19 protein-coding genes and 1 pseudogene are annotated in these 22491 nt (G+C 73.4%); 12 read left to right on the plus strand and 8 right to left on the minus strand.

The annotated features are described in order from the left end of the window. Positions 1 to 68: 68 nt before the first annotated feature. Positions 69 to 4925: an ATP-dependent helicase gene (locus AC1DUE_RS17770; protein WP_477040744.1), complete on the minus strand. Its 4857-nt coding sequence runs from the start codon at positions 4923 to 4925 to the stop codon at positions 69 to 71. A gap of 89 nt (positions 4926 to 5014) precedes the next feature. On the opposite strand from AC1DUE_RS17770, the gene AC1DUE_RS17775 reads away from it, so the two are divergent. From AC1DUE_RS17775 to rny, 6 genes are all read left to right on the plus strand, one after another. Next, positions 5015 to 5248, plus strand: coding sequence for a DUF3046 domain-containing protein (locus AC1DUE_RS17775; RefSeq protein WP_477040745.1), 234 nt, complete (start codon positions 5015 to 5017; stop codon positions 5246 to 5248). Between the two features lie 14 nt (positions 5249 to 5262). Further along, positions 5263 to 7209: an alkaline phosphatase family protein gene (locus AC1DUE_RS17780; protein WP_477040746.1), complete on the plus strand. Its 1947-nt coding sequence runs from the start codon at positions 5263 to 5265 to the stop codon at positions 7207 to 7209. Positions 7210 to 7240: 31 nt separating this feature from the next. Beyond that, the gene (locus AC1DUE_RS17785) at positions 7241 to 8008 is read left to right on the plus strand and encodes an MBL fold metallo-hydrolase (RefSeq protein WP_477040747.1); all 768 of its coding nucleotides are present in this window, start codon (positions 7241 to 7243) and stop codon (positions 8006 to 8008) included. Between the two features lie 214 nt (positions 8009 to 8222). Then, positions 8223 to 9263: a recombinase RecA gene (recA, locus tag AC1DUE_RS17790; protein ID WP_477040748.1), complete on the plus strand. Its 1041-nt coding sequence runs from the start codon at positions 8223 to 8225 to the stop codon at positions 9261 to 9263. A gap of 98 nt (positions 9264 to 9361) precedes the next feature. Then, entirely contained in the window at positions 9362 to 9853 is a 492-nt protein-coding gene (locus AC1DUE_RS17795) for a regulatory protein RecX (protein WP_477040749.1), read from the plus strand. 226 nt (positions 9854 to 10079) lie between these two features. Continuing rightward, on the plus strand, positions 10080 to 11582 hold the full coding sequence (gene rny, locus AC1DUE_RS17800) for a ribonuclease Y (RefSeq protein WP_477040750.1): 1503 nt from the start codon (positions 10080 to 10082) through the stop codon (positions 11580 to 11582). A gap of 6 nt (positions 11583 to 11588) precedes the next feature. On the opposite strand, the gene AC1DUE_RS17805 is transcribed toward rny, so the two are convergent. From AC1DUE_RS17805 to AC1DUE_RS17820, 4 genes and pseudogenes are all read right to left on the minus strand, one after another. Then, on the minus strand, positions 11589 to 12458 hold the full coding sequence (locus AC1DUE_RS17805) for an amino acid ABC transporter permease (protein ID WP_477040751.1): 870 nt from the start codon (positions 12456 to 12458) through the stop codon (positions 11589 to 11591). Then, positions 12455 to 13144 carry an amino acid ABC transporter permease gene (locus AC1DUE_RS17810; RefSeq protein ID WP_477040818.1) on the minus strand — a complete coding sequence of 230 codons (690 nt, stop codon included), beginning with the start codon at positions 13142 to 13144 and terminating at the stop codon, positions 12455 to 12457. Before AC1DUE_RS17810 ends, AC1DUE_RS17805 begins: the two co-directional genes overlap by 4 nt. A 63-nt stretch (positions 13145 to 13207) precedes the next feature. Then, positions 13208 to 13978: pseudogene (locus tag AC1DUE_RS17815) on the minus strand (glutamate ABC transporter substrate-binding protein); the annotation flags it as partial. A 68-nt stretch (positions 13979 to 14046) separates the two neighbouring features. Then, positions 14047 to 14823, minus strand: a complete 777-nt coding sequence (locus tag AC1DUE_RS17820) for an amino acid ABC transporter ATP-binding protein (protein ID WP_477040752.1) — start codon at positions 14821 to 14823, stop codon at positions 14047 to 14049. A gap of 76 nt (positions 14824 to 14899) precedes the next feature. Here AC1DUE_RS17820 and miaB point away from each other — a divergent pair, with 76 nt between their 5' ends. Next, on the plus strand, positions 14900 to 16462 hold the full coding sequence (gene miaB, locus AC1DUE_RS17825; protein WP_477040753.1) for a tRNA (N6-isopentenyl adenosine(37)-C2)-methylthiotransferase MiaB: 1563 nt from the start codon (positions 14900 to 14902) through the stop codon (positions 16460 to 16462). Here miaB and AC1DUE_RS17830 read toward each other — a convergent pair. Together AC1DUE_RS17830 and AC1DUE_RS17835 are read right to left on the minus strand one after the other, a co-directional pair. Next, positions 16459 to 16980: a type III secretion system chaperone family protein gene (locus AC1DUE_RS17830; protein ID WP_477040754.1), complete on the minus strand. Its 522-nt coding sequence runs from the start codon at positions 16978 to 16980 to the stop codon at positions 16459 to 16461. The two genes, miaB and AC1DUE_RS17830, sit on opposite strands and share 4 nt — an antisense overlap. Beyond that, positions 16977 to 17570, minus strand: a complete 594-nt coding sequence (locus AC1DUE_RS17835; RefSeq protein ID WP_477040755.1) for a type III secretion system chaperone family protein — start codon at positions 17568 to 17570, stop codon at positions 16977 to 16979. The genes AC1DUE_RS17830 and AC1DUE_RS17835 overlap by 4 nt, the downstream gene beginning before the upstream one ends. A gap of 80 nt (positions 17571 to 17650) precedes the next feature. Between AC1DUE_RS17835 and AC1DUE_RS17840 the strand changes: the two genes are divergently transcribed. From AC1DUE_RS17840 to AC1DUE_RS17860, 5 genes are all read left to right on the plus strand, one after another. Next, positions 17651 to 18385 (plus strand): hypothetical protein, encoded by a 735-nt coding sequence (locus tag AC1DUE_RS17840; RefSeq protein ID WP_477040756.1) that lies wholly within the window; start codon positions 17651 to 17653, stop codon positions 18383 to 18385. Between the two features lie 78 nt (positions 18386 to 18463). Then, entirely contained in the window at positions 18464 to 18949 is a 486-nt protein-coding gene (locus AC1DUE_RS17845; protein ID WP_477040757.1) for a YbjN domain-containing protein, read from the plus strand. Further along, positions 18949 to 19905 carry a tRNA (adenosine(37)-N6)-dimethylallyltransferase MiaA gene (miaA, locus tag AC1DUE_RS17850; protein WP_477040758.1) on the plus strand — a complete coding sequence of 319 codons (957 nt, stop codon included), beginning with the start codon at positions 18949 to 18951 and terminating at the stop codon, positions 19903 to 19905. Before AC1DUE_RS17845 ends, miaA begins: the two co-directional genes overlap by 1 nt. Further along, on the plus strand, positions 19902 to 20849 hold the full coding sequence (dapF, locus tag AC1DUE_RS17855) for a diaminopimelate epimerase (RefSeq protein ID WP_477040759.1): 948 nt from the start codon (positions 19902 to 19904) through the stop codon (positions 20847 to 20849). Before miaA ends, dapF begins: the two co-directional genes overlap by 4 nt. After that, positions 20846 to 21169, plus strand: a complete 324-nt coding sequence (locus AC1DUE_RS17860; protein ID WP_477040760.1) for a TlpA family protein disulfide reductase — start codon at positions 20846 to 20848, stop codon at positions 21167 to 21169. Before dapF ends, AC1DUE_RS17860 begins: the two co-directional genes overlap by 4 nt. Here the strand turns inward: AC1DUE_RS17860 and AC1DUE_RS17865 are convergent. Next, a complete protein-coding gene (locus tag AC1DUE_RS17865; protein ID WP_477040819.1) occupies positions 21118 to 22461 on the minus strand; it encodes an MFS transporter in 1344 nt (447 codons plus the stop codon). The genes AC1DUE_RS17860 and AC1DUE_RS17865 overlap by 52 nt on opposite strands. Positions 22462 to 22491 lie beyond the last annotated feature (30 nt).

Raw genomic sequence — 22491 nt, forward strand, 5'->3', positions numbered from 1 at the left:
GGCCGCCGCGGGTCTCGCTGCAGCTGGCGTCGCCGTCATGTCCGTCCCCGTGGCGTTGGCTGTCGCCGTCACGACTGGCCCGGCAGGCGCAGCCCGCGCGGGGTCGGGGCGAACCCGGCCGCGACCAGGGCCCGCCCCACGCTCCCGTGCAGCGCGCCGCCGCCGAGCACGTCGATCCCGTCGACCCTCGAGATGGTGAGGCGTCCGGCGTGCCGGGTGCGGGCGGTGACCGCGAGCCCGTCGGCGGCGGCGAGCAGGATCGCGTCGTCGGGCGAGAACGAGAGCACCGTGCGACCGCCGCGCTCCAGGTACAGCACGAGCGCTCCGTCGACGAGCACGACGAGCGCGCCGCCCTTGCGGCCGGGCCGGTGCCCCCCGTCCGTGGTGGCGGCGGGCCAGGGCAGCGAGGCGCCGTACGGGTTGGCCGGGTCGGTGGCGGCCAGCACGACGACGAGCGGCTCGGGGTGGTCGTCCGGATCGGCCGCGCGGTCCACCACCTGGGCGTCGACGCGCAGCCGGTCGACGGCGCCGGGGAGCGCGAACTGCGACCCGCCGAGGCGCTCGACGAAGTATCCGCGCCGGACCTGACCGCCCTGCTCGAGCGCCGAGAGCACCTTGTAGACGTCCCCGAACTGCGCCCCGATGCCCTCGGCCGGTGCGACCGCGCGGGTGAGGATCCCGTGCCGGTCGAGCAGCTGGGCGGCGAGCGCGTGGGCCCGCAGGGTCGGGTCCGCCTCGCGCGTCGGCAGCAGCGACCACCGTCCACCACCCGCGGCGAGCGCGGTGCCGCGGGACGACCCGACGTCCGACGTGCCGCCGACCCGCACGGCCGCACGCAGACCGAGCCGGGGGCGCAGCGCACGCCCGCGCGGCGCAGGCGACCGGGTCTTGTGGGCCGTCGTGCCGGTGCCCAGCCAGGCGCGCAGCGGCGCCAGGCCGTCGTTGGTGACGTGCCCCGTCCACACGAGATCCCAGACCGCCGTCGCGACGTCCACCTGTGTCGGCGGCTCCTCGATCAGCTCGCGGACGCGATCGGTGAGGGCGCCCAGGAACCAGGCACCGCCGCCGGCCAGGGCGGTCAGGACGGCCTGCTGGAGGTCGTCGTGGACCGCGGCGTCCGCTCCGAGGGGCGGCAGCGTCAGGTCCGCGACCGCGGCGGGATGCAGAGAGACGAGCCCGTCGTGACCGGCCAGCGCGCCGTGCCCCGCCCACACCACCTCACCGGCGGCCGTGAGCTCGTCGAGCATGGCCGGGACATAGTCGGGCACGCGGGCGGGTAGCACGTGGGTCTCGAGGGCCGAGGCGGGCAGCACCGAGCCCGCGAGCTGCTCCACCACCCGGGCGACGCCGTCGACGCCGCGCAGGGATCCGGTCGCCGACGCTCGGGCCGAGCGACCGACGGGGTGCACGCCCTGCCACCGCGGCAGGAAGACGCCGAGCGCCTGCGGGGCGACCGGCTCCACCTCGGCGCGCAGCGCGGCCAGCGACCGCCGACGCAGCTGGCGCAGCACGTCGGCGTCGCAGAACTCGTCGCCCGTCCCGCCCAGCACGTCGGGACGGAGTCGGCCCTGGACCAGGACGCCGGTGCGTTCGAGCCGCCGCAGGGCGTCCGTGACGATCGCGACGCCCCAGCCGAACCGGGCGGCCGCCGATGCCGCGGTGAACGGCCCGCGCGTGCGGGCGTGACGACGGAGCAGGTCGCCGACCGGGTCGGGCACGAGCTCGGTGAACACCTCGGGCACCCCGACCGGCAGCGCGACGCCGAGCGCGTCCCGGAGCCGCCCGGCGTCCTCGACGGCCGCCCATTGCTCGGCCCGCTCGGGCGGCACGCCCCCGAGCCGGACGCGGATGAGCCGACGGGTTCCCTCGAGCGACGCCAGCCAGTCCGTCACCTGGGCGACGGCCGCCGGCTGCACACGCTCGGCGACCTCGTCGGCGGTGAGCGGCCCGTGCCGGCGCACCACGTCGGCGACCTGCTCGAGCGTGCCCGCCTGCCGCTCGGGCGCCCGTCCGCTCAGCTCCGCCTCGGTGCGCACGACGGCGTCGGGGTCCAGGAGGTCGGCCAGCTGGGACTCGCCGCCCTGCCCGAGCAGCTCGGCGAGCAGGGTCGGGTCGAGCGTGAGCGCCGCGGCCCTCCGCTCGGCCAGGGGCGCGTCGCCGTCGTACAGGAACTGCGCGGTGTAGCCGAACAGCAGGGACTGCGCGAAGGGGGACGGCTGCGTCGTGGTCACCTCGACCACCCGGACACGACGCGCCACGACGTCCCGCATGAGCGCGGTCAGCGCGTCGGTGTCGAAGTCGTCCTGGAGGCACTCGCGGACGGCCTCGAGCAGGATCGGGAAGTCCGGGTACTCGGAGGCGACCGACAGCAGCTGCGCGGACCGCTGCCGCTGCTGCCACAGCGGGGTCCGGCGGTCGGGGCGGCGGCGGGGCAGCAGCAGCGCCCGGCTGGCCGCCTCCCGGAACCGCGCGCCGAACATGGCCGACGACCCGAGCTCGGTGCGCACGGAGTCGAGCACCTCGTCGGGGTCGAGCAGCAGGTCCGCGAGATCGATCGCCGGCCCGGACGGGTCCGCCCACGGGTCGTCGTTGCCGAGGCCGCCGCCGAAGGACGAGCCCGGATCGAGCATGTCCGGCAAGCGCAGGACGATGCCGTCGTCGGAGTGCATCGCGGCCGCGTCGACGCCGTACTTCTCGCGCAGCCGCGCGCCGATGACGATGGCCCACGGAGCGTGCACACGGGCGCCGTAGGGCGAGTGCACGACGACCCGCCAGTCGCCCAGCTCGTCGCGGAACCGCTCGACCACGAGCGTGGTGTCCGACGGCACCTCGCCGGTCGCGGCCTGCTGCTCGGTCAGGTACGTCAGCAGGTTGTCGGCCGCCCAGGCGTCCAGCCCGGCGGCCTCGACGCGCCCGCGGGCGTCGTCGGACCCGAGGACCTCGCGGACCCAGCCACCCATGGCGCGACCGAGCTCCGCGGGCCGGCCGGGCGCGTCGCCCTTCCAGAACGGCAGCCTCCCGGGGACGCCGGGCGCGGGCGTGACGAGCACGCGGTCGGGCGTGATGTCGTCGATGCGCCAGGTGCTCGACCCGAGCGTGAACATGTCGCCGACGCGCGACTCGTAGACCATCTCCTCGTCGAGCTCGCCCACCCGCTTCCCGCCGCGCACGGCGCCGCCGCTGCGCTCCGCGTCGACCGGGACGTCGCTCGTCGTCGCACTGCCGGCCAGGAAGACCCCGTACATGCCCCGGTCCGGGATGGTCCCGCCGCTGGTCACGGCGAGGCGCAGCGACCCGGGGCGCCCGCGCAGGACGTCGGTGATCCGGTCCCAGACGAGCCGCGGACGCAGCTCGGCGAACTCCTCGCTCGGGTAGCGGCCCGCGAGCATGTCGAGCACCGCGCGCAGAGTCGCCTCGCCCAGGCCCGAGAACGGCGCCGCACGACGCACCACGGTCGACAGCTCGTCGAGCGACCAGTCCTCGACCGCGACCATCGCCACGATCTGCTGCGCGAGCACGTCCAGGGGGTTGCGCGGCACGCGCAGGGGCTCGAGCGTCCCGGTGCGCATCCGCTGGGCGGTGACCGCCGCCGCGACGAGCTCGCCGCGGAACGTCGGGAACACCACCCCGCGCGACACCGCCCCGACCTGGTGCCCGGCGCGGCCGATCCGCTGCAGCCCGCTGGCGACCGAGGGCGGCGACCCGACCTGCACGACGAGGTCGATCGCGCCCATGTCGATGCCGAGCTCCAGCGAGCTCGTCGCGACCACGGCCGGCAGGTTGCCGGCCTTGAGCTCGGACTCGGTCCGGGTCCGCTCGGCCCTGCTCATCGACCCGTGGTGCGCGCGGGCCAGGATGGTCGCGGCGTCCCGGGTGTCGATGCCGACCGCGGTGCCGGACTGGCCGGGGACGGCCGCCGCGTGCACGGAGCCGTGGTCCGGGACGTCCTGGCCGAGGCGCTCCGTCCAGACCTCGTTCATCCGGGCGGTCAGGCGCTCGGCGCCGCGCCGGGAGTTGGTGAAGACGAGCGTCGAGCGGTGCGCGGCGACCAGGTCGACGACGCGCTCCTCGACGTGCGGCCAGATCGACGGCCGCACGAGGGGTGCGTCGGCGCTGCCCGCGAGGTCGAGGTCGGGCAGCGTGCCGGCCGCGCGCAGGTCGGCCAGGTCCGGCACCGGGACCACGACGTCGACGACGATCTTCTTGGTCGAGGGCGGCTGCACGACGACGACCTCGCGCCCCCCGTCCTGCTGCGTGCGCGCGCCGCCCAGGAACTCCGCGACCGCCTCGACGGGCTGGACCGTGGCCGAGAGCCCGATCCGCTGCGCCGGTCCGGGTCCACCAGGGCGGTCCAGCAGCGCGTCCAGACGTTCGAGCGAGAGGGCCAGGTGCGCGCCGCGCTTCGTCGCCGCCACGGCGTGGATCTCGTCGAGGATGACCGTGCGGACCCCGGCAAGACCGGCGCGCGCACCCGACGTCAGCACGAGGTACAGCGACTCGGGCGTCGTGATGAGGATGTCCGGCGGCTTCGTCGCGAAGGCCCGACGCTCGTTGGGGGGTGTGTCGCCGGTGCGGATGCCCACCGTGACGTCCGGGAGCGTGGCGCCCAGGCGCTGCGCCGCCTGCCGGATGCCGACGAGGGGGGAGCGCAGGTTCCGCTCGACGTCCGTGGCCAGAGCCTTGAGCGGCGACACGTACAGCACCCGGCACCGCTCGACGGGGTCGTCCACCGGGGGGCCCGTGAGCAGCCCGTCGACGGCCCAGAGGAACGCAGCGAGCGTCTTGCCCGAGCCGGTCGGGGCGACCACGAGCGCGTGGTCGCCGCCGGCGACGGCCGCCCACGCCCCGAGCTGCGCGGCCGTGGGCTCGGCGAAGGCGCCCGTGAACCACGCCCTGGTCGGGTCCGAGAATCGCTGCAGCACCACGGGGTCATTGTGTCCGTAGGCACCGACACCCGACAGTTCTCATCAGACGGGGGACCGCCCACTCCTGCGCAGGTGGCAGGCTGTGCCTCGTGAGGTATCGCGAGTTCTGGCAGCTGGTGGACGAGGTCCTGGGCACTGCGCACGGGCGCGAGCTCACGCGTGAGCTGGTGCTCGGTGGGCTCGGCCAGCGCACGGCGGTGCAGGCGCTCGAGGACAACGAGGAACCTCGCAACGTCTGGCACGCCCTCTGCGACGAGCTCGAGATACCCGAGAACGCACGCTGGGGGGCGGACGCCCGCCGCCCGGCGCCACCCCGGTCCTAGGAGAGACACCGACGATGACGTCCCCGACAGGCCGGCGCATCCGCGCATGGGTGCCGACCCTGCAAGACATCGGCGAAGCCGTCCTCACGCTCGCGACGACGACGCTGGGCCTCGCCGTCGCGGTGTGGCTCATCGACGGCGTGCGCTCGGACAACCCGGGATCGATCGTGCTGGCCGCGGTGGTCGTCGCCGTCGGCGACCTCCTGCTGGGCGGGCCGCTGCGGTTCCTCGCGCGACGAGGCAGCGCCGTCCTGGCGCTGGGCCTGGGGCTGCTCGCGCAGATCGCGGTGCTCTGGCTGGCCCTGGGTCTGGTCCCCGGCATCGTCGCCGACAACGTCTGGGACGTCGTCGGGGTCCTGCTCGTCACCGCGGTCGTGATGGCCGTCGGCCGATGGATCATGGGCGCGAACGACAGCGACTACGTGATCGCCGTCGTCGTGCGCCGTGCCCGCCGTCAGGCGCGCCGCAAGGGCATCGTCCAGCCGGGTGACGGGGCGCCGCGCGAGGCCGGGATGCTCGTCGTCCAGCTCGACGGCGTCGCCGCACCGGTGCTGCGGGAGGCCATCGAGGCCGGGCTCGCGCCGAACATCCAGCGCTGGATCACGGACGGCAACCACGTGCTCGAGGACTGGTGGGCGCGCATCCCGTCGACCACGCCCGCGAGCCAGGCGGGGCTGCTGCACGGCGACTCCGGGCAGATCCCCGCGTTCCGCTGGTGGGACCGCGACCTCGGCCGCCTCGTCGTGACGAACCATCCGGAGGACGCGGCGCTCGTCGAGCAGCGGCTGACCACGGGCAAGGGCCTCCTCGCGGGCGGCGGCTCGGCCATCTCGACCATGTTCTCCGGGGACGCCGCGACGGCGTACGTCGTGATGAGCCGGTCGCGCACCAAGGGTCCGGACGGTGGCCTCGGCCCCGGTCCGGCCTACGTGCGGTTCTTCGCCAGCCCGTTCGTGCTCGCACGCGCCCTGACGGTCTCCGTCGGGGAGATGTTCAAGGAGCTCTACCAGGCCCGTCGGCAGAAGGTGCGCGACGTGCAGCCACGCATCTCCCGAGCCGGCTGGTACGTCATCCTGCGCGGCATCAGCAACGTCCTGCTGCGCGACCTGAACACCTCCCTGGTGGCCGAGGCGCTGCTGCGCGGGGACCCGACGATCTACGTGGACCTCGTCGACTACGACGAGATCGCCCACCACGCCGGGCCGACGCGACCGGAGTCACTGCGCTCGCTGGAGGGTCTCGACCGGGTGCTCGGCACGCTCGAGCGCGTGATCGCCGTGGCGCCGCGCGACTACGAGATCGTCGTCCTGTCCGACCACGGGCAGGCCCTGGGCGCGACCTACGAGCAGCTGGGCGGTGAGACGCTCCTCGACACCGTCCGCACGCTCATGGCGGAGCCCGGCGCCGACGGCGTCGACAGCGGGACCGGTGAGGACTGGGGACCGCTGAACGCGCTGGTCAACAGCGCGCTGAACCTCTCCGGCAAGACGACGGCCGTGCTTGGGCCCGACCAGGGACGCCCGAAGCAGCAGGATGCCGACGACCTGCCCGACGTGGTCACCGTGGGCTCGGGCAACCTCGGCCTCGTCTGGTTCCCGCAGGTGCCGCAGCGGCTCACCCTGGAGGACTTCCAGGAGCGCTGGCCGGGCCTCGTCACCGGGCTGGCGGCCCGGCCGGGGGTGGGCGTCGTCGTCGTCGACACCGCGGACCGTGGGCTCGTCGCGATCGGGCCCCGGGGGCTCGTCCTGCTCGAGCAGACCTGCTGCTCATCTCCACGGTCGGCGAGACCGGGCACGTGCACGCGTTCGAGGGGCAGGTCGGCTCGCACGGCGGCATCGGCGGGGCGCAGAACCACGCGTTCCTGCTGCACCCGACGCGCTGGGCGATGGACGACGAGCTGCGCGAGCCGGTGGGCGACGACGAGATCCTGGTGGGTGCCGAGTCCGTGCACGAGCAGCTGATCCGGTGGGCGGCGGCGCAGGGCCTGCGCCCGTGACGCTGCGACTCCGCTGGCTGGGGCACGCGAGCACGGTGCTCGATCTCGACGGGGTGCGGATCCTGACCGACCCCCTGCTCCTGCGGCACGCCGGGCTCCTGCGGCGTCGTGGTGCGGCCCCGCGGGCGACGGACTGGGCGGGCCCGGCCGCGGTGCTGCTCTCGCACCTGCACCACGACCACGCCGAGCTCGGGTCGCTGCGCCGGCTGCCGGGCGTGCCCGTGCTGACCGCCCCGGCGAACGCGCACTGGCTGCGCCTGCGCGGCATCGAGGGCGCGACCGGGCTCACGGACCACGACTGGTGGGACGTGCCGGGGTCGCAGGTCCGCGTCAGGCTGGTGCAGGCCGTGCACGTCCACCGGCCGATGCCGCACCGCCCGAACGCGGTGAACGGCTTCCTGGTGGCCACCCCGACGTACCGGATCTGGTTCGCCGGGGACACCTCGCCGTACGCGGCGATGGCCGACCTGCCGGCCCTGGCGGGAGGACCGATCGACCTGGCGCTGATCCCGGTGGGCGGCTGGGGGCCGCGCCTCTCGGGCGGGCACATGGACCCGGTCCAGGCCGCGCGCGCCTGCGTGACGGTGGGGGTCCGTGCGGCCGTCCCGGTGCACTGGGGGACGCTGCACGCCCCGGTCTCGCGACGACTGCCGCCGGGCTGGATGGACCGCGCCGGGCCCGCGTTCGCGCACGCCGCCGCGCGCGTCGCTCCGGGCCTGGACGTGCGCGTGGTGATGCCGGGCGAGCAGCTGGAGCTGTCCTGAGGTCCAGTTTCCGACACGCCCGGCGTGTCGGGTGCACTCGAACATCTGTTCGGTATGGTGAGTCCTGCGAGCGACCGAGCCGTCCACAGCCCCGCCGGAACGCGGGGACGAGGGTGGCCCGGTCGAGATGTCGGTGGTCGGACATAGCGTCGCTCGTGACAAGGACCAGCCCCCGTACCGCAGCACGAGCTGCTCGAGACAGACGAGGTCGGACATGCCCGCACCACAGGATCGCGAAAAGGCCCTCGAGGCAGCACTGAGCCAGATCGACCGTCAGTTCGGCAAGGGATCGATCATGCGCCTCGGCGACGACGGGCGTGCCCCGGTCGAGGTCATCCCCACCGGCTCCATCGCGCTGGACGTCGCGCTCGGCATCGGCGGGCTGCCCCGGGGCCGCGTCGTGGAGATCTACGGCCCGGAGTCCTCGGGCAAGACGACGGTGGCCCTGCACGCGGTCGCCAACGCACAGCGCGCCGGCGGTATCGCGGCGTTCATCGACGCCGAGCACGCGCTCGACCCCGAGTACGCCAAGAAGCTCGGCGTGGACACGGACGCGCTGCTCGTCTCGCAGCCGGACACCGGCGAGCAGGCGCTCGAGATCATGGACATGCTGATCCGCTCCGGCGCCATCGACATCGTCGTCATCGACTCGGTCGCGGCCCTCGTGCCCAAGGCCGAGATCGAGGGCGAGATGGGCGACAGCCACGTCGGTCTGCAGGCGCGGCTCATGTCGCAGGCGCTGCGCAAGATCACCGGTGCGCTCAGCCAGTCCGGCACCACGGCCATCTTCATCAACCAGCTGCGCGAGAAGATCGGTGTGTTCTTCGGCTCGCCCGAGACCACGACCGGTGGCAAGGCGCTCAAGTTCTACGCCTCGGTCCGCCTGGACATCCGCCGCATCGAGACCCTCAAGGAGGGCACGGAAGCGGTCGGCAACCGGACGCGCGTGAAGGTCGTCAAGAACAAGATGGCGCCGCCCTTCAAGCAGGCGGAGTTCGACATCCTCTACGGCGTCGGCATCTCCCGCGAGGGCAGCCTGATCGACATGGGCGTGGAGCACGGCTTCGTGCGCAAGTCGGGTGCCTGGTACACGTACGAGGGTGACCAGTTGGGGCAGGGCAAGGAGAATGCCCGCGCGTTCCTCAAGGACAACCCGGACCTGGCCAACGAGCTCGACAAGAAGATCAAGGAGAAGCTCGGCATCGGCGCACGGATCGACGCACCGGCCGACGCTCCGGCGCCTGTCGACTTCTGAGACGCATGACCTTCCAGAGCGGCCGACGGGGGCGACGCGGCGACGAGCCGCCCTCGTCCGGTGCCGCCTCTCTGGATGCCGAGCCGGATCAGGAGTCCGTGGCGCGAGCGATCGCGCTGCGGCTCCTGACCGGGGCGGCGCGCAGCAGGGCACAGCTCGCCGACGCCATGGCGCGCAAGGACGTCCCCGAGGCTGTGGCCGAGAAGGTGCTCGACCGGTTCACCGAGGTCGGGCTGATCGACGACGAGGAGTTCGCGCGGATGCTCGTGCGGACCCGTCACGCCGAGCGGGGACTGTCCCGCCGGGCCATCGCGGTGGAGCTGCGCCGCAAGGGGATCGACGACGAGCTGGCCGGCGCCGCGCTCGAGGAGGTCGACAGCGACGACGAGGAGATCGCCGCGCGAGCACTCGTGCGGCGCAAGCTCGCGGCGACGTCGTCGCTCGACGCGCAGACGCGTGCCCGGCGCACGTTCGCCGCCCTCGGGCGCAAGGGGTACCCGCCCGGACTCGTGTCCCGGCTGGTGCGTGAGGAGCTCGCCCTCGTCGGTGCTGCGGACGACGATCTGGACGGTCCCTACCCGACGTCCTGAGGAGGTCCGCGACCCCGGACGGTCGTGGCCCCCGACGTGTCGGGCGTCGTCGTCCAGCTGCGCGGCCGGGCACACGGAACCCTCGATCCGCCCGAGAAGTCCGGAATCATGCGGTCCGCCCCGGGTGGCGTTTCGTCATATCAGCCTCGGACCTGGGCGAGAATGGCTGTCGGCATACGCACCGCCGCGGTGCAGCGTGCACGGCGAACGACCGGAGGATGACTCAGTGGACGACCCAGGCGCACTGGCCACCGTCGTCGGCCTGCTCGGAGCGTGCCTGGTGGCCCTGGTCCTCGTCCTGGTGGCTCGTCGCGAGGCGGGCCTCCAGCGCACCCGCGCGGCCGAGGACGTGGCGGCGATCAAGGACGAGGCCCGTGCGCTCCTGGCGGACGCGGAGCGCCGGGACCACCGGATCGCCGAGCGCGAGCAGAAGCTCGCCGCCGACCGCGCCGAGATCGACGAGCTGCAGCGCACGACGCGTGCGCGCGCCGAGGCCGTCGCCGTCGAGCAGCGTGAGGCGGAGCGGCTGCGCGCCGAGGTCGACCGGGAGGTCGCCGAGAGGCTCGCCGGCGCCGACCGCGCTGCACGCGCCGAGCTCGAGTCGGTCTCCGGGCTGACCGCGGAGGACGCTCGCGCCGAGCTCACGCAGCGGATCACCGCGCAGGCGGAGAACGACGCCGCCGCGCAGGTCCGTCGCACCGAGGCGCAGGCCCGCCGGACGGCCGAGGCGCGGGCACGCCGGGTCGTCACCACGGCCGTGCAGCGCCTCGCCGTCGCCACGAGCTCGCAGGCAGCGATCACCGTGCTGCCGCTGCCGTCGGACGAGATGAAGGGCCGGATCATCGGCAAGGAGGGCCGCAACATCCGGTCCTTCGAGGCCCTCACCGGCGTCAACGTCCTCGTGGACGACCAGCCCGACTCCGTGGTGCTCTCCTGCTACGACCCGGAGCGCCGCGAGGTCGCGCAGGTGGCGCTCGAGGCGCTCATGGAGGACGGCCGGATCCACCCGCAGCGCATCGAGCAGGCCTACGCCGAGGCCCTGGCGAGCGCCGAGGAACGCACGGAGTCGGCGGGCCACGACGCCGCCGAGCGGGTCGGCATCTCCGGCCTGCACCCCACCCTCATCCAGACGCTGGGGCGACTCCGGCTGCGCACGTCGTACGGGCAGAACGTGCTCGAGCACCTGGTCGAGACCAGTCTCCTGGCGGCCGCGCTGGCCGCGGAGGTCGGGGCCGACGTCGAGGTCACCCGGCGCGGTGCCTTCCTGCACGACCTGGGCAAGGCGCTGACCTCGGAGGTGCCGGGGACGCACGCGGCGGTCGGTGCCGACCTCGCGCGGCGGCACGGCGAGTCGGCGGCCGTGGTGAACGCGATCGCCGCGCACCACGACGAGGTCCCTCCGGAGACGATCGAGGCGGTGCTGGTGCAGGTCGCCGACGCGATCTCCGCGGCCCGCCCCGGTGCGCGTCGCGAGGAGCTCGACCAGTACGTCGAGCGGATCGACAAGCTCGAGCAGCTGGTCGCCGCCCACGCCGGCGTACGCCGGGCGCTCGCGATGTCGGCGGGCCGTGAGGTGCGGGTCGTCGTCGAGCCGTCGGAGGTGGACGACTACGCGCTCCCGCAGCTCGCGGTGGCCATCGCCCGGCACATCGAGTCCGACCTGGCCTATCCGGGCGAGATCAAGGTGACGGTCGTCCGCGAGATCCGCGCTAGCGCGACCGCGGGCTGACACCGCTCAGCCGGTCGCTCCCGGGCCGACGGCCAGGCCGGGAGCCTCGGCACGAGGCCGGCCTGCGGTACGACGTCCGACGCGCTGGGCAAGCAGTCCCGCAAGCCGGGTCAGCGCGTAGTTGATGACGATGAAGACGGCGGCCGCGACGATCAGCGCCTGCAGGATGTTCCCGTCGCTGGAGCCGAGCCGGCGGGCGGCGTCGAGCAGGTCCGGGTAGGTGATGATCGCGCCGAGGGCGGTGTCCTTGAGGATGACCACCAGCTGGCTCGCGATCGCGGGGAGCATGGCGATGAGCGCCTGCGGCACCTCGATCGACCGGAGCGACTGCGTGGGTCGCAGCCCGACGGCTAACGCCGCCTCCCGCTGACCGCGCGGCAGGCTGTGCACGCCGGAGCGGATCAGCTCCGCGAACACCGAGCCGTTGTAGAACGTCAGGCCGAGCACGACCGCGACGAGCGGCAGGTCGGACGGGTCCACGACGTGCAGCTGCCCGATCCCGAGGTAGAAGAAGATCATCATCAGCAGGACCGGGACCGCGCGGAAGAACTCGACGACCGCTCCGCTGACACCGCGCACGAGCGTGGAGCGGGACAGCCGGCCGATGCCGAACACGATCCCGAAGATGCTGGCGGTCACGATCGAGATGCCCGCGGCCTTGAGCGTGTCCTTCAGGCCCGGCAGCAGGAAGTTCTCCCAGGCCCGCGAGCCGACGAACGGGCTCCAGAGGTCGGAGTCGAGCTGGCCCTTGGCGGCGAACGCCCGCAGGATCAGGAACGCGATGCCCGCGACCACGACGACACCGACGATGTTGATCCAGAGCATCCGGCTGCGCGCGCGGGGGCCGGGAGCGTCGAAGAGCGGTGAGTCGGTCATCGGACCACCGCCAGGCGTCGGGACAGCGAGGTGGTCAGCAGCCCGACGGGGACGACCAGGATGACGAAGCCGAAGGCGAAGGTCAGGAAGATCGCGAGGATCACGTCGGGCCGGAACTCGATCATCGTGCGCATGAGACCGGCGGCCTCGGCGACGCTCGCGGCGGCGGCGACTGTCGAGTTCTTGATCAGGGCGATGAGGACGTTGCCGAGCGGGGCGATCGACCCGCGGAACGCCTGCGGCAGGATCACCAGACGCGCGGCGGGCAAGAAGCTGAGCCCGATCGCGCGGGCGGCCTCGGCCTGGCCGATCGGCACGGTGTTGACGCCGGAGCGCAGGGCCTCGCAGAAGAACGCGGCGTGGTAGACCGCCAGGGCGACGACCGCGAAGCGGAAGAAGTTCGTCGTGAAGTCCGGGGACAGGGTCCAGCCGAGCTGGCCCCAGAGGCCGAGCACGCAGAACACCATGATGATCGTCAGCGGCGTGTTCCGGAACACGGTGACGTAGGCGGACCCGGCCCAGCGCAGGCTCGGCACGGGCGAGATGCGCATGGTCGCCAGCACGGTGCCCAGCACGAGGCCGAGGATGCCCGCGTACACCGTGAGCTGGATGTTGACCCAGAACGCGGCGACGACGTCGAACTCGTCGAACAGGGACAGGAACTGCTCGAGGTACCCGTCGTCCACCGGCCCTCCTCTCAGGCGCAGAGGTCCCCGCGGCCCGGGGGGGGGCGCCGGGGCGGGGGGGGGGATCATCTTGCTGATCGCGGTGTTGATCGCCTCGCACTTGTCGCTGCCCTTGGGCAGGCCGACGCCGTAGTTCTCCTCCGAGAACGGGTTGCCGACGACCTTGACCTTGCCCTTGTTCGCGGGCACGGCGGCCAGGCCGGCCAGGATGATGTCGTCCGTCGTCACCGCGTCCACGGACCCGGCGGTCAGTGCCGTCACGCACTCGGCGTACCCGGGCTGCTCCAGCAGGTTGGTGCCGGTGGCGTACTCGTCCTTGATGCGCTGCGCGGACGTGGAGCCGGTGACCGAGCAGAGGTTCTTGCCCTCGAGGTCCTCGGGGCCGGTGATCGAGTCGTCGTCCGCGGCGACCAGCAGGTCCTGCCCGGCGACGAAGTAGGGGCCGCCGAACGAGACGACCTCCTTGCGCTTGTCGGTGATCGAGTACGTCGCGAAGATCATGTCGACCTGGCCGGTCTCCAGCAGGTTCTCGCGCTGTGCCGACGGCGACTGCACGAACTCGATCTGGTCCTCGCCGTAGCCGAGCTCCCCGGCGACGTAGCGGGCGACGTCGACGTCGAAGCCCGTGTACTCGTTGCCGTCCTTGAAGCCCAGCCCGGGCTGGTCGAACTTGATCCCGATGCGGATGGAGCCCTCGGCCCCTCCGCTGCTCTCGGACGCCTCCCCGGTGGATCCGGAGTCGGAGCCGGTGTCGTCGTCGTCGCCGCTCGAGCACCCGGCCAGCGAGAGCATCGCCGCCGCGGCCAGAGCTGTGAACAGTCGTCCTGTGCGCATCGTGGGTTCCCCTTTGTGTGTGTGCGGTGTGCGGTGTCGTTTCGGGTGGGTGCCGGTCCGTACCGGGGTCAATGGGTGAGGATCTTGTCGAGGAAGTCGCGCGCCCGCGCGCTGGTCGGGGCGGTGAAGAACGTCTCGGGGTCGGCCTCCTCGACGATCTGCCCGGCGTCCATGAAGACGACGCGGTTTGCGGCACGGCGGGCGAAGCCCATCTCGTGCGTGACGACGATCATGGTCATCCCGTCGCGGGCGAGGCCGACCATGACGTCGAGGACCTCGTTGATCATCTCGGGGTCGAGCGCCGAGGTCGGCTCGTCGAAGAGCATGACCTTCGGCTGCATGGCCAGGGCGCGGGCGATGGCGACGCGCTGCTGCTGGCCGCCGGAGAGCTGCGCGGGCAGCTTGTCGGCCTGGTTCGCGACGCCCACTCGCTCGAGCAGCTCCATGGCGGTGGCCTTGGCGGTCGAGGCCTTCACGCCCTTGGCCTTGATCTGCCCGAGCGTGACGTTCTGCAGCACGGTCTTGTGCGCGAAGAGATTGAACGACTGGAAGACCATGCCCACGTCCGCGCGGAGCTTGGCGAGCGCCCTGCCCTCCTCGGGGAGCGGCTTGCCGTCCACCTCGATCACGCCGGCGTCGATGGTCTCGAGGCGGTTGATCGTGCGGCAGAGCGTCGACTTGCCGCTGCCCGACGGGCCGATGATGACGACGACCTCACCGCGAGCCACGGTGAGGTCGATGTTCTGGAGCACGTGCAGGGATCCGAAGTACTTGTCGACGCCGCGCAGCGAGACCAGGGCTTCGTCTGTGTGCACAGGCGGGGGCGCCGCCGAATGGTCCGCCATCCGGACACGTTAGGACGAATCACCCGGCCCCGCATAGCGGGAGGGGCACCCAGGGATCCGCCGTACCCTTGTCGGGATGTCGACGAGCCTGCTCCCCACCGCCGAGGACACCCTCCGCGACTCCGGCGCGCGCACCTACGCGATCAAGACGCTCGGCTGCCAGATGAACGTGCACGACTCGGAGCACATGGCCGGCATGCTCGAGCAGGCCGGTTACGTCGCCGCGAGCCCGGCGGACGCGGCCGCGGAGGACGCCGACGTCATCGTCATCAACACGTGCGCGGTCCGCGAGAACGCGGCCGACAAGCTCTACGGCAACCTCGGGAGGCTCGCCGGCACCAAGCGGGCCCGGCCGGGCATGCAGATCGCCGTGGGCGGCTGCCTGGCGCAGAAGGACCGCGCAGGGATCGTCGAGCGCGCGCCCTGGGTCGACGTCGTGTTCGGGACGCACAACCTCGACGTCCTGCCGGTGCTGCTGGAGCGGGCGCGGCACAACGCCGAGGCGCAGGTCGAGATCGAGGAGTCCCTCAAGGTCTTCCCGTCGACGCTCCCGACGCGGCGCGAGTCCGTCTACGCGGGCTGGGTGTCGATCAGCGTGGGCTGCAACAACACGTGCACGTTCTGCATCGTGCCGCACCTGCGCGGCAAGGAGCGCGACCGTCGGCCGGGGGAGATCCTCGCCGAGGTCGAGGCGCTCGTCGGGCAGGGGGCGGTCGAGGTGACGCTGCTCGGGCAGAACGTGAACTCGTACGGCGTCGGCTTCGGCGACCGCGGCGCCTTCGCCAAGCTCCTGCGCTCGGTCGGCGCGATCGAGGGGCTCGAGCGGCTGCGGTTCACGTCGCCGCACCCGGCGGCCTTCACCGACGACGTCATCGAGGCCATGGCGCAGACCCCGACCGTCATGCCGCAGCTGCACATGCCGCTGCAGTCGGGCTCGGACCGCATCCTGCGCGCGATGCGCCGCTCGTACCGGTCCGACAAGTTCCTGGGCATCCTCGACCGGGTCCGCGCGGCGATGCCCGACGCGGCGATCACGACCGACATCATCGTCGGCTTCCCGGGCGAGACCGAGGAGGACTTCGAGGAGACCCTGCGCGTCGTCGAGGCGTCCCGGTTCGCGTCGGCCTTCACGTTCCAGTACTCGCCGCGCCCCGGCACGGCAGCGTTCGACCTTCCCGACGAGCTGCCGAAGGCCGTCGTCCAGGAGCGGTACGTGCGCCTGGCGGCACTGCAGGACCGCATCTCGCTCGAGGAGAACCGGTTGCAGGTCGGCCGCACCGTCGAGGTGCTCGTCGCCGAGGCCGAGGGCCGCAAGGACGGCGCGTCGCACCGGCTGACGGGCCGCGCCGCGGACAACCGTCTCGTCCACCTGGCCCTGCCCGAGGGTGGCGAGGTCCCCCGCCCCGGCGACCTGGTCACGGTGGACGTCACCTACGCGGCGCCGTACCACCTGGTCGCGGACTCGGCGCTGGAGCCGGGCGGCCGGTTCGGCATCAGGCGCACGCGGGCGGGCGACGCGTGGGACCGCCGGTCCGACGACGACCACAGCCACGGCGGCGCGGGCGACGCGTGCGGGACGGGCGCGGGGCCGGCGGGGCCGGTCGTGCTGGGTCTGCCGACGATCGGCCGACGCGCCTAGTTGTCGGGCACGTCCGGGGGCGTCACGTCGTCGCGCGGGAGCAGCGCCTCGAGCGTCGAGAACATCTGCACGCCGGTGCCCAGGCCGCAGGCGAGCAGCTGCGCGAGCTGCACGTCGGTGACGCCGGGCTCGAAGTCGGCGGACACCTCGCTGTAGAGGGCCAGCACGCCCTCCTCCTCGCGCAGGTACGCCTTGGGCCAGATCCGCTCACGGTTCCAGTCGTTGACCGCCAGGGACGCGGTCGCACGCTGGTCGAGCGGGAGGCTGCGGTGCCACCGCCCGCGGACCTGCAGGATCTCCTGCTGCTCGCCGAGCATGAGGAACCAGAACCGGCTGCCGTCCCAGGTGCCGGTGAGGTCGCCGTCGTCGTCGACCACGAACCGGTACCCGCGTCCCACCAGGTAGTCCGCGATGCGCTCGCGCGTCAGCTGGTAGGGCGGCTCGTCGCCGGGGATGGGCTTCTTGGTGGGCTTGGGCAGCCCGCCGAGCACCCGCAGCAGCCAGCCGGGGCCGCTCACGGCGAGACTCCCGCCGGGTCGGGGTACCGCTCGTCGAGGGCGTCGAAGAACATGCTCCCGGTGGACAGCCCGCAGAAGAGCATCTGGCTCAGCTGGGCGTCCGTGGCGCCGTGCTCGAGGTCCGTCGCGACCTCCGAGACCACGTGGATGCGGCCGTTGTCCCGGACGCGGACATAGGCCTTGGGCCAGATCCGGTCGGCGTTCCACTCGTTGCAGATGTCGAGGACCTCTTCGAGCCGCTCGATGGCCACCTCACGGTGCCACTGTCCGCGGATCTGCAGGATCTCGGAGTCCTCGCCGAACAGGAAGAAGTAGAAGAGCCGTCCGCGCCACAGGCCGCCGAGGTCGCCGTCGTTGTCGACGAAGTACGAGAACGCGTTGTCGGTCATCCACGACGCGATGCGGGCGGGGGAGACCTCGGTCGGCAGGTCCGTGGAGGACTCGGCGACACCCAGCTCCTTGGCCAGGAGCTCGGCGACGCGGTCGTGGAGCTCCTCGTCCTCGGTCGGGATCGGGGTCACCGACCGCGTCGGCGAGGGGCGTGCCGGGCCGCGGAACCAACGCCGCGCACGATCCCCGAACGAGCTCATGCGCACGACCATACCGGCGGTCGCGCCCGTTGCGGGGTGGAGTGACGAGAGTCCCTCCGTCCGGCCGCTACCGTCGGTGCATGCTCGTCGCCGCTGCCCTGATCCCCGACACGGCCACGCTCGTCGGGGGTGTCACGGGTGACGCGGACCCCGTCCACGGCCTGCTCGGACCGACCCTGGATGCGATCGCGCAGGTCCTGGCGCTGGAGCCCGAGGTCGTCGCGATCGTCGCGCCCGGGCCGTCCGACCGTGTCGTCGGTGGGACGGTGCGCACGTCGCTCGCGGCCGCGGGGATCCCAGACGCCATGGTCCGGTGGCCCACACGCGAGCTCACGCTGGAGGACGGGTCGACGGGTCCGGTGCTGCCCTCCGTCGCGAGCGCGACGGCGTTGCACGTCGTCTCCCGCGCCGGGCGGCACGAAGGCCTGCGAGTCGTCGAGGTGACGTCGGATCCCGGGCCTGAGAGCCTGCAGGCCCTCGGCGCGTCCCTGGTCGACGGACGCCGGGTGGTGCTGGTCGTCGTCGGCTCGGGCAGCGGACGGCACGGCCCCGACGCCCCGCTGGCCGACGACGACCGGGCCCCCGCGTACGACGCGACACTGCTGGCCGACCTGGCGGACGGGGGACGGGAGGCGCGGGCTCGCCTGGTGTCGTCGGACCCCGCACTGGCCGCCGAGCTCGCCGTGCGCGGCTGGGCGCCGTGGCAGGTGCTGCTCGGCGCCGTGGGGGCGCTGCCGGTCGACGCGCACCTCCTCGCGGACGAGGTCGTGCAGGGCGCGCAGCACGCCGTCCTGGTCTGGACGGTCACGGCGTGATCCCGTCGCGCCGGTAAGGTCTGCGTGACCACCACACGCCCGCGGCGCGCCGCCACGGACCGATCCGACGAGGTACCGATGTCTGCCGAGAGCACCGAGCCCACCCTGCCGCCGCTGTCGATCGAGCGGGCCGCGCGCCTGCTGGACGCGCAGGGTGCGAAGTACGGCACGGACGACGACGGCGACCTGTTCGCCGCCTGGGACGGGAACCCGTTCTGGTTCATGACCATCGGCCCCGAGAAGGCGTACTTTCAGGTCCGGGGCCGCTGGGGTCACACGGTCCCGCGCTCCCAGCTGGGCACCATGCTCATCGCGTGCAACGAGTGGTCGCAGCAGATGCTCTGGCCCAAGGTCTACGTGAAGGCCGACGAGGACGAGGTCGCGGTCTACACCGAGCACACGATCGCCTGGGACCGTGGCCTGACCGACGCGCAGCTGGACCTGCAGCTCTCGACGAGCATCGGCTCGTCGCTCGGGTTCTTCCGCGAGATGACCAAGCGGTTCGTCCCCGAGACGCCGAGCGCGCCCGTCGACATGAGCGACCCCGCGCGGCCCAGCATCTAGTGGCGCTCGTCGTCGCGGTCGTCGGACCCACCGCGACCGGAAAGTCGGACCTCGGGCTCGCCCTCTGCGAGGCGCTCGCCGGCGAGGTGGTCAACGCCGACGCCATGCAGCTGTACCGCGGCATGGACATCGGGACCGCGAAGCTGCCCGTCGACGAGCGGCGCGGCATCCCGCACCACCTCCTGGACGTGCTCGACCCGCACGAGGACGCGTCCGTCGCGGACTACCAGGCCCGGGCACGGACGGCGTTCGACCAGATCGCGGCCCGCGGCCACCGTGCCGTCGCGGTCGGTGGTTCGGGCCTGTACGTGCGGGCCCTCCTGGACCACATGGAGTTCCCGGGCACCGACCCCGACGTGCGCGCGGCGCTGGAGGCTCGCGTCGAGGCCGAGGGGGCGCGGGCGCTGCACGCCGAGCTGGCCGCGGTGGACCCGGAGGCCGCCGAGGGCATCGGGCCGCGGAACGCGCGCCGGACGGTGCGCGCGCTCGAGGTCATCGCGTTGACGGGCCGGAAGTACTCGGCCTCGCTGCCTCAGCACGTCTATGAGGTGCCGGCGGTCCAGATCGGGCTCGACTGCGACCGGGCCGCTCTCGACGAGCGCATCGGTGTGCGCGTCGGTCGGATGCGGGCGCAGGGCCTCGTCGACGAGGTCGAGGCGCTCGTGGCGAGCGGTCTCGGCCGGACCGCGTCGCGCGCCGTCGGGTACGCCGAGATCCTCGCGATGCTGCGCGGCGAGATCGACGAGGACGAGGCGTTCGAGGCGATCGCCGCCGGCACGAGACGGCTGGCCCGCAAGCAGATGGGCTGGTTCGGCCGCGACCCCCGCGTGCACTGGCTGGACGCGCAGGACCCCGCGCTCGTCGACCGTGCGTTCGCCCTGGTCGCCGCGGCCGACGACGGGTCGCTCGGCCTGGCCACCGAGGACCCGTCGCCACGACGTAGCCTGGGTTCATGACCGCCGTCGCGACCTCGACGCTGCACGTGACCAAGGGCCACGGGACGCAGAACGACTTCGTGCTGCTCGACGACCGCCAGGGCACCGTGGACCTCTCCGCCGACCTGGTCCGCGAGCTGGCCGATCGTCGCGGTGGCCTGGGCGGCGACGGGGTCATCCGGGTGATCGGCACGGAGCACCTGCCCGAGGGCGCGGCGGTCCTGGCCGAGGAGCCGCGTGCGCGCTGGTTCATGGACTACCGCAACAGCGACGGCTCGGTCGCCGAGATGTGCGGCAACGGCGTCCGCGTGTTCGCGGCCTTCCTCGAGCGGCTCGGCCTCTGGGACGCCGCCGACGGCGAGCTGGCGCTCGGCACCCGCGCGGGCGTCAAGCGCGTCCGCCGCGTCCCGGTGCCCGCGGGCATCGGCGACGACGTCTGGTACGCCGTGGACATGGGCCGCTGGTTCCTGCCGGGTGGCGACGAGGCGGCTGCGGCCGGTGTCGACGCCGAGGTGACCGTGGCGGGCGTGGACGACACGCGTCCGGGGCTCAGCGTGGACGTCGGCAACCCGCACGTCGTGCTCGCGCTCCAGGACGAGGACGAGCTGACCGCGGCCGACCTGACCCGCGCGCCGTCCGTGAGCCCCGTGCCGGTGAACGGCATCAACGTGGAGCTCGTCGTGCCGCTGGGCGAGGATCGGGCCGTCGACGGCACGCTCGTCGGCCGGGTGCGCATGCGGGTGCACGAGCGCGGCGTGGGCGAGACGCGGTCCTGCGGGACGGGTGCGTGCGCCGCCGCGCTCGCTGTCCGCACGTGGGCCGGCGCGGGAGCGCCGGACGTCTGGCTGGTCGACGTGCCGGGTGGGACCGTCCGGGTCACCGTCCTGCCGAGCGGCAACGTCGAGCTGGCCGGCCCCGCGCTGCTCGTCGCGACCGCCGACGTGGACCTGTCGGCGCTGCGATGAGGCTCGGCGCCGACGACCTCGGGATCGCGCTCGGGGAGCGCGCGACGGTCGTGCAGTTCTCGAGCACCTTCTGCGCGCCGTGCCGCGCGACCCGGCACGTGGTCGGCCGCGCCGTCGCGACGACCGACGGGGTGGCGCACGTCGACCTCGACGTCGCCGACCACACGGACCTGGGGGAGCGGCTCGGCATCGACGTGACGCCGACGGTGCTGGTCCTGGACGCGACCGGCTCGGTCGTCCGCCGTGCGACGGGCGTCCCGACCCTGGCTCAGGTGCGCAGCGCGCTCGCCGAGGCAGCCTCCGCGGTCTCCACCGCCTGACGCGCCCGCACGCGGGGCGCGGCGAGCAGCGCGCCGCACGCGAACAGGAGGGCGACGGCCAGGCTGGCGACGAACGGCACGTCCGGGGCGGCGTCGGAGGCGAGCACCGTGGTGAACGCGAGCCCCGTGAGCGCCAGGGCGAGCGCCGCACCGATCGAGTCCGCGATGGACAGCGCCGAGCTGTGCGTGCCCTGGCTCCCGGGTGACGAGTAGGCCAGCACGAGCACGGTGAGCCGCGAGTAGATGAGACCCATCCCGGCACCCGCGAGCGTCCAGGTGCCGATCGCCACGGCGGGTGCGAGGTGGGCGGCCGCTGCGACCGTGACCCCGGCGACGGCGACCACCAGCAGCGCCGCGCCGAGGACGATCGCGTCGCGGCTGGCGAGGCGCTCGCCCAGCCGGCCCTGCAGCCACGAGGTCGCCGCCCAGGCCAGCGCGGCGAACGTCAGGGCGACCCCCGCGGTCGTCGGCGAGAACCCGTACCGGTCCGTGAGCAGGTACGGCAGGTAGACCTCCGCGCCCGAGAATCCGCCGGCCACGAGGGCCCGCGTGGCGATCACGGCAGGCAGACCACGAGCGACCCGAAGCGTGCCCCGCGGCACCAGAGGGCGCAGCGCGACGATGGCCAGGGCCGCGGTCAGCGCCGCGACGACCAGCGACCACGGGAGGCGTGCGTACACCGCGAGGTTGAGCCCGAGCACCGCGGCCGCAGCCAGCACCGCCCACACCAGCCGGGACCGTCGCGCGGGCGCCGCCGGCGTGCTGGGCGCGCCGATCCGGCGGACCGTCGGCAGGAGCACGAGCGAGACCGGCAGCACCAGCACCGCGACGCCGAGGAACACCCAGCGCCAGCCGAGGTGCTGCGCGACCGCCCCCGCGGCGGAGGGACCGATCAGCGAGGGCAGCACCCAGGCCGCGGAGAAGCCGCCGAAGACGCGCGGGTGCAGGACGGCCGGGTAGAGCCGCGCGACGATGACGTACAGCGCGACGGTCATCGCGCCCCCGCCGACGCCCTGGACGAGCCGGCCGAGCACCAGGACCCCCATGGTCGGGGCGAGGCCGGCGACCAGCAGCCCGGCGGCGAACAGGGCGACCGCGAGCGTCAGGGGTGCACGCGGTCCGTGCCGGTCGCACCAGGTGCCGGCGACGACCATGCCGATCACGCCGGTGGCGAGCGGACCGGCGAACGCGGCGGCGTACAGGGCGGTGCCGTCGAGCGCCCTGGAGACGGTCGGCATCACGGTCGTCACGGCGAACGCCTCGAACGCGACCAGGAAGATCAGCGTGCACATGGTCCAGGTGGTGGTGCGCAGGCGACGCCA

The sequence above is a fragment of the Cellulomonas sp. P4_A2 genome (genome assembly GCF_056402515.1).